This is a genomic window from Nevskiales bacterium (genome assembly GCA_035574475.1).
Classification (GTDB): domain Bacteria; phylum Pseudomonadota; class Gammaproteobacteria; order Nevskiales; family DATLYR01; genus DATLYR01.
This window is the reverse complement of record DATLYR010000230.1, coordinates 1-7,189: the sequence shown is the minus strand read 5'-3', so window position 1 is coordinate 7,189 and position 7,189 is coordinate 1. Positions and strand designations below refer to the sequence as shown.

Annotated in this window: 7 protein-coding genes; 4 read left to right on the top strand and 3 right to left on the bottom strand. The window is 68.1% G+C overall.

The genetic code is table 11. From position 1 onward, the window contains the following. Both VNJ47_13740 and VNJ47_13735 read right to left on the bottom strand, forming a co-directional pair. The coding region (locus VNJ47_13740; protein HXG29897.1) for a hypothetical protein at positions 1-358 on the bottom strand (358 nt) is incomplete at its 3' end. A gap of 59 nt (positions 359-417) precedes the next feature. Continuing rightward, a complete protein-coding gene (locus tag VNJ47_13735; protein HXG29896.1) occupies positions 418-975 on the bottom strand; it encodes a hypothetical protein in 558 nt (185 codons plus the stop codon). A gap of 353 nt (positions 976-1,328) precedes the next feature. Between VNJ47_13735 and VNJ47_13730 the strand changes: the two genes are divergently transcribed. The 3 genes from VNJ47_13730 to VNJ47_13720 all read left to right on the top strand — a co-directional run bounded on the left by VNJ47_13730 (position 1,329) and on the right by VNJ47_13720 (position 5,902). Then, the gene (locus VNJ47_13730; protein ID HXG29895.1) at positions 1,329-2,759 is read left to right on the top strand and encodes a 3-oxoacyl-ACP reductase; all 1,431 of its coding nucleotides are present in this window, start codon (positions 1,329-1,331) and stop codon (positions 2,757-2,759) included. A gap of 70 nt (positions 2,760-2,829) precedes the next feature. Then, positions 2,830-4,893: an AarF/UbiB family protein gene (locus tag VNJ47_13725; protein HXG29894.1), complete on the top strand. Its 2,064-nt coding sequence runs from the start codon at positions 2,830-2,832 to the stop codon at positions 4,891-4,893. Further along, entirely contained in the window at positions 4,883-5,902 is a 1,020-nt protein-coding gene (locus VNJ47_13720) for a quinone-dependent dihydroorotate dehydrogenase (protein ID HXG29893.1), read from the top strand. The genes VNJ47_13725 and VNJ47_13720 overlap by 11 nt, the downstream gene beginning before the upstream one ends. Before the next feature lie 453 nt (positions 5,903-6,355). On the opposite strand, the gene VNJ47_13715 is transcribed toward VNJ47_13720, so the two are convergent. Beyond that, positions 6,356-6,868, bottom strand: a complete 513-nt coding sequence (locus tag VNJ47_13715; protein ID HXG29892.1) for an alpha/beta fold hydrolase — start codon at positions 6,866-6,868, stop codon at positions 6,356-6,358. Positions 6,869-6,952: 84 nt separating this feature from the next. Here VNJ47_13715 and VNJ47_13710 point away from each other — a divergent pair. Beyond that, on the top strand, positions 6,953-7,189 hold a 237-nt coding region (locus tag VNJ47_13710), incomplete at its 3' end, for a hypothetical protein (protein HXG29891.1).

Here is a 7,189-nt window from a genome sequence, read left to right as displayed (position 1 = left end):
GCTCGGCGGGCGGCGCGGGTGTCGGTGCTGGCGCCGGCGCCGGTGCGGCATTCGGCTGGGCCGCCGGTTTCTTCAGTGCGGCCAGCTGCGCCTTCCGCTCGGCCAGTATCTGCGCGGCGACTTCGCGGCCGATCTGCGTGCCGATCTCGGTACCGATGCGCGTGCCGATCTCGGTGCCGATGCGTTCCGCTTCCTCGCGACTGAGCGCTGGCGCGGCCGGGCTTTCGGCCGGGGTCGGCTCCGCGGCCGGCGGCACGCTGGTCTGCTTGCGCCAGCTGTCCAGCGCAAAAAACACCGCTGCGGCCACTGCGATCAGCACCGCCAGCTTGATCAGAAGATTGCCAGGTTTCTTCGCCATTGAATCTGTCTCCCCCGTGAGACGCGGACGGCCTTAGTGGTTTTCTATAACCGGCCCTCTCATTGGCCCTGACTCAGTGCTTCCTCGACCGCCTGCCGCGCGGCCTCGCGCGCCGCCTGCTCGGCAGCCACGCGTGCGGCCTGCTCGGCAGCCTGGGCGGCGATGGCGGCCGGATCCTCGCCCGCGGGCGCCGCGGCCGGCTCTGGTGGCGCAGTTTCATCGGTAGCGGCGCTTTCGGCCGGTGCCGACTCGGCCGGCGGTGCTTCCGCGGTGGCCGGTTCGGTCGCAGCAGGTTCCGCGGCAGGTGCCGGCGCAGGCTCGGCGACGACCTCAGGCGGCGGGGCGACCGGCGTTTCGACCGGCGCCGCATCGGCGGCGGACTCCGCGGACGGAGCCTCTGCCACGGCTTCCGGGCTGGGCTCGCTCGCGACATCGCCGCTTTCCGCCACGGGGGTTTCCGGGGCGGCGGCTTCATCGGCGGGCGTGACCGTTTCCGGTGCCTCGCCGACGGTCGGCACCTCCGGCTTAGGCTTGCCGGCGATCAACTCGAGTCCGTAGTAGGTTCCAGCCGCGACCACCAGCACCACTGCCGTCATCACGATCGCATTCTTGTTCATCGGGCGCACGCCTCCGCTTGCAGGATTGCTCTGGGCTTTACGATAAGGAGCTCAGTTGTCGTTGTGATCGCCTCCGCCGCGGGACGGATGAACCCGAGGTTCGCGGCGGGACTTGAAAACACGCTAACCATAACGGCTTGCAAGCGCTTTCGCCAGCCCCAGTCAACGGCCTGCGCACGCGGTGGCGACAACGTACCGGCGATTGGCATTTGCGCCCGCCGTCCTGCACGCGGCGGCGACTTTTCATCCCCAGGCATTCCGGTTAGTCTGTGTCGCCTTCGATCAGGGGCGCGCGGCACGGCGAGAATCGGCCTGCGCAACTGCCTAGAACCCATCTGAGGGAGATTCTACAAGTGTCTGATTTCATTCTTGAATTCACAAGGTCTCCGGTCACACGCAAGATCATCTCGACGCTGCGGCTGCCGATCCCCATGCCGCCCCAGCTGGAGCGTGCGAGCGGCGCCTGGCCGCACCAGCCGCTGAGTGGCCGTAGCGTGATCGTGGGTGCCGGCGCCCGCAAGGGCGTGATGCCGACGGTGCTGCAGACCCTGCAGGGCATGGGTGCGGACATCGCGACCATTGCCGGCAGCGACACCGCTGCGATCCAGGCCGCGGCCGCGAGCCTGAACTGCACGCTGCAGTCGCATGGCGATGGCGAGGATGCGCCCAGGGTGCACGCGCTGGTCTTCGATGCCACGGGCATCGAAGACGTCGCCGGCCTACGCACGCTGTACGACTTCTTTCACGCGCGCGTCGGCAAGATCGGCGGCTCGGGCCGGTCCGTGATCCTGGCGCGGCCGCCGGAGGCGGCGGGCAGTCCGGTGCAGGCCGCGGTCAACCGCGCCATCGAAGGGTTCAACCGCAGCCTGGCCAAAGAGGTCGGGCGCAGGGGCATTACGGCCCAGGTGCTGTACGTCGAGCCCGGCGCGGACGAACGCCTGGCCGGGCCGCTGCGCTTCTTCCTGTCGCCGAACTCGGCCTACGTCAGCGGCCAGGCGCTGCGCGTCAGCGCGCTGGCGAAGACGCAGGCGCAGCCGCGATGGACCGCACCGCTGGAAGGCAAAGTGGCGCTGGTGACCGGCGCCGCGCGCGGCATCGGCGCGGCCATCGCCGAGACCCTGGCGCGGGAGGGTGCCAGGGTCGTGTGCCTGGACCGCCCGGCCGAGGAAGAACATCTCAAGCAGGTCGCCGAGAAGATCGGCGGCAGCGTCCTGGCCACCGACATTACCGACGCCGAGGCGCCACGTCGGATTGCCGATACACTCAAGCGAGACTTCGGCGGCGTGGACATCGTGGTGCACAACGCCGGCGTGACGCGCGACAAGACCCTCGCGCGCATGAGCCCGGAGTGGTGGGACATGACGCTCAACATCAACCTGGCCGCCATCATCCGCATCAACGACCTGCTGCTGAAGGAAGCCCTGGTGCGCCGGGATGGCCGCATCGTGTGCCTGTCTTCGATCAGCGGCATCGGCGGTAACGCCGGCCAGACCAACTATTCCTGCTCGAAGGCTGGCCTGATCGGTTATGTCGCGGCACTCAGCCGCGAGGTGGCGGGACAGGGCATCACCGTGAATGCGGTGGCGCCGGGCTTCATCGAGACGCAGATGACCGCCGCCATCCCCTTCGCCATCCGCGAGGTCGGACGGCGACTGAACTCGCTGTCTCAGGGTGGCCTGCCGCAGGACGTGGCTGAGGTGATCACCTTCATGGCCAGCCCCGGCGCGGCGGGCGTCAGCGGCGTCACGCTGCGGGTCTGCGGTCAGAGCCTGGTCGGCGCCTGAGCCGGACGGCATGACCGTGAGCGCGCGGACGCCGGCAGCGTCCGCGCGTTTTTTGCGTTCGAGGTGAATCGTGTCCAGCCGTCCTGGCCGCAGCCGGAAGCACCGCAAGCGGGTCGCGCGGCCTGCGGCCGGCCTGCTGAACGAGCTCAGCGCGCTGCTGCGTGAAACCCTCGGTCTGTCGCGCGGCGTGCTGCCGCTGGCGCGCCTGCTGGCCGACGAGCGCGATGTGACCCGGGAACAGCTGGGGCGCGCCCTCGACCTTTTGTTCGCGCAGCTTTACCGCCACCCGGTGGTGGGCCAGACCGAGCGCGCCACGCAGTTCCTGCGCAGCCGGCGACTCATTCCCAACGAGCAGTCCACCGAGGAGCTGATCCGCTTCGTCATCGACCAGTTGGTCGAGCGCAGCCCGGTGCAGGTGCCGGATGCGGTGGTGGACGAGTTCTGGAATTTCTTCGACGAGCTGTTCAGTTCGCCGGAACTCAAGGGGCTGGGCGAGCTGACGCTGGACATGGTGCGGCTGGTCCTGCGCACCTACGAGCCGCAGCTGGTCGAGCTGCTCAACCTGCTCAAGGCCAGCCGACGCTTCAGTGCCTGGCAGCGCGACGAGCTGATGAAACGCCTCGGTGTCGTGCGGCGCGACGTGGCCATCATGCGCCGCCAGATCCGTGCGCTGCGCCACATCAAACCCTTCTTCCAGGCCGACCCTAAGGACTTCCGTGCCCAGGCGCAGATCGTGGCGCAGATGGTGCGCGAGTTCGGGCCCTTCTTCGTCAAGATGGCACAGGCCGCCGCGGCCAACGCCGACTTCCTGCCGGAGGAAATCGCGCGCGAGCTGGAGGTGTTCCACGAGGACGTGCCGCCGATGAGCCGCGAGGAGGTGCTGCAGGCCTTCCGGGAGTGCTACGGGCAGGAGCCGGACAAGCTGTACATGGGCTTCGACGCCGACAAACCCATCCGCTCGGGCTCGGTCGGTTCGATCTACCTGGCCAAGAAACCCTTCAAGGTGAACGGCCAGGAAGTGCTGCAGCCGGTGATCATCAAGGTCGGCCGGCACAACATCGACCGCGAGTTCGCCATCGGCAAGCTGGTGCTGGGACTGGCGATCATGAGCAGCCAGTACTGGGCGCCGCACAGCAAGCTGGCGCCGTTCCTGCGCGCGATGCAGGAGCAGGTGGATGAATTCATCGCCGGCTTCCAGCAGGAGCTGGACTTCCAGGAGGAGGCACGCATCCAGGCGCTCTTCTACGAGCGCAGCCGCGACAGCGTGGTGTGGCGCGTGCCCGCGCTGTACCACGCCTCGCACCGCATCCTGGAGATGGAATACCTCGGCGATGCCCTGAGTCTGACGCGCGCGCTCGAGCGCCTGCCGGCACGCAAGCGCCGCCGTTTCCAGCGCCGCCTGTCGCAACGTTTCCTGTACACGGTGCTGTACCACATCTTTTTCTATGGCGAGTGCCATGGCGACCTGCACCCCGGCAACATCATGGTGGACGGCAATGGTGACCTGTATCTGATCGATTGGGGCAACTCGGTGCAGCTGGCCGGCAAATGGCTGCCGGTGTGGCGCTACCTGATCGGGGCGGTGCTGGCCGACCCGGACCGGCTGGCGGACGCGCTGATCGAGATCAGCACCCAGCCGCAGGCCAATGCCCTGCGGCGCGACGAGATCCGCGCACTGCTGCAGGAAACCCTGCGCAAGAAGCGCGTCGTGACCCTGCGACGCTCGAATTTTCTGTGGCTGTTGGCGCGTGAGGGCTGGCGCGGGCTGCATCGGCGCGGTCAGACGGTTCTGCAACTGATGTCCAACACTCAGCACCTGGGGGTCGTGCTGCGCAGCGACTATCTGCACCTGTCACGCTCGCTGTTCGCGGCCGCGGGTTCCTTCGCGTCGCTGTATGAAGGCGGCGGCAGCCGCTATGCGCTGTGGCGCGACTTGTTCGTGGGTCTGGGCCGCTTCCCCTGGATGCTGACCCGCGACAAGCTCGACGTGCGGGTGCGCCGGCTGCGCGAGCGCGTGCTGGAGAAGCTGCCCCTGCCAGGGCTGCAACGGCGCTACGCACTGCAGCGCGTGCTGCGGCAGCTGCACGGCCTGCAGTCTCCTTCCGGAACGGATGCGGGCCGCCATGTCGCCTGAGCGGCTGTATGCCCTGGCGCGCGCCGGGCTGTTCCGTCTAGACGCCGAGACCGCGCACGAACTCACGATCGCGCTCTTGAGCCGTTTCCCGCGCCCGGCCGGCCTGCTGGCCGGGCGCAGGCCGTCCGCGCCCTGCCATGTGATGGGGCTGGATTTTCCCAACCCGGTCGGGCTGGCCGCCGGCCTGGACAAGAACGGCGAGTGCATCGACGCCTGGGCCGCGTTAGGCTTCGGTTTCGTCGAGGTGGGCACGGTGACGCCGCGCCCGCAGCCCGGCAACCCGAAGCCGCGCCTGTTCCGCATCGAGTCCCGGCAGGCGCTGATCAACCGGCTGGGCTTCAACAACCATGGCGTGGATGCGCTGCTCGCCAGGGTTCGCGCCGCCCGCTACCGCGGCATTCTTGGCATCAATATCGGCAAGAACTTCGACACGCCGCTGGCGCGCGCCGGCGACGACTACCTGCATTGCCTGGACAAGGTCTATCCCGTGGCGAGTTACGTCACGGTGAATATTTCCTCGCCCAACACCCAGGGGCTGCGCGAGCTGCAGAAGGGCGAGGCGCTGGACGACCTGCTGGCGCGGCTCAAGCAGGCGCAGGCGCGCCTGGCCGACCGCCATGGCCGCTACGTGCCGCTGGCGGTGAAGATCGCGCCCGACATGGACGATGCGCAGCTGCAGGTGGTGGCCGGGGCGCTGCGCCGGCACCGTGCCGACGCCGTGATTGCCACCAACACGACGGTGTCGCGCGCCGGGCTCGAAGCCGAGCCGCTGGCAAAGGAGAGCGGCGGGCTGAGCGGTGCGCCATTGTGCGCGCGCTCGACCGAGGTGATCCGCCGGCTGCATGGGCTGCTGGCGGGGGAGCTGCCGATCATCGGCGTGGGTGGCATCCTCAGTGGTGCGGACGCTGCCGCCAAGCGCGCGGCCGGCGCGGCGCTGGTGCAAATCTATACCGGCTTCATCTATCGCGGTCCGGCGCTGATCCGCGAATGTGTGGAAGCGCTGCGCTGACAGGCTGTTGAAAAACGCCTAGACCGTTGATCCCTGGCTTCGGCCCCGGCAGGGCCCCTTTCAGAGACGCAAAAGCCTCATCCATGACGTGCTCGGGCAGCGACATGGCGGCGGGACACGGTGCCTGCGAAGCAGTGGGTGCGGGACCCGCGCCTCGCCCGCTCCCACTCAAACGCCTGCTGCGCAGGTCTCTGGGTCGCGGGCGTGGTCGCCGCACGCTCTGAAAGTGGCCCTGCCGGGACCTCGCCTGCCGCACGACCTTGCTTGCTGGTGTTTTTCAAGTGCCTGCTCGTGTGGTGTCCCGCAAGTACCTATACGGCTATACGGCGTCATACCGGTGAAAGCCGGTATCCGTCGGCGGCATGGCGCCGACCTTGAAAAGGCTCTGGATTCCGGATCGCGCCCGCTTCGCGGGCTTGTCCGGAATGACAAATATATTTACGGGACACCATACTAGGCCGCCAGCACCCGATCGAGGAAGTCCGCGAAAATTTTCTCCAGCGTCGGGATGCGGTCGTTGAGCGTGTGGCCGCTGTCGAGCAGGTGCAGGTCGGCCCGGCGGCCGCGTGCAAAGCGCAAGGCACGCTCCACCGGCACCACGTCATCCTTCCAGCCGTGCACGATACAGGTCAGCTCAGGGCAGTGCTGCGGTTCCGCGTCGTAGCCTTCGAAATACAGCGCCGGCGCCATCAGGAACAGCCCCGCGGGCTTGAGCTGTGCACAGGCGTGGGCGACCACGTAGCCGCCCATGCTGGAGCCGGCCAGCACCAGCTTGCCGTTGCAGCGCGGGTTCAGTGCCAGCAGGTGCCGCACGCGCTCGTCGAAGTCCATCGTATGACGGAAGTCCGGGCTTTCCGGCTCGAAACCCTTGGCGCGCGCGACCGCGGCCAGGGCGGTGATCTTGGTGCCCCAGGGGGCGCTTTCCATGCCATGCGCGAAGACGACGCGGTGGTCGGCGTTTTTCATGCGGCCTCCGGCGATGCTGCGCGGAGGTTAGACGAGGCTTGGCGCGCCGTCTATCATGGGAGTGGATGGATCCCGGAGGGTGCAATGGCCAGACTTTTTCGCCATCGCGAGAAAAAGCCGCTCGATATCCGCCTCACCATGCGCGTGCGCTTCGGTGCGGAACCAGACGAGCAGGTGACGGTGGTCAATGACCGCCGGCTGAAGCTGGTCGGCAGCGCCTTCCAGTACCGCGACCGCGCCATCAATTTCCTGGTCTATGAGGTGCTGCGCGCCGGCGCACGCCAGCCCAAGGTGTACGGCGGGCTGGCGCCAGCCGCCGCC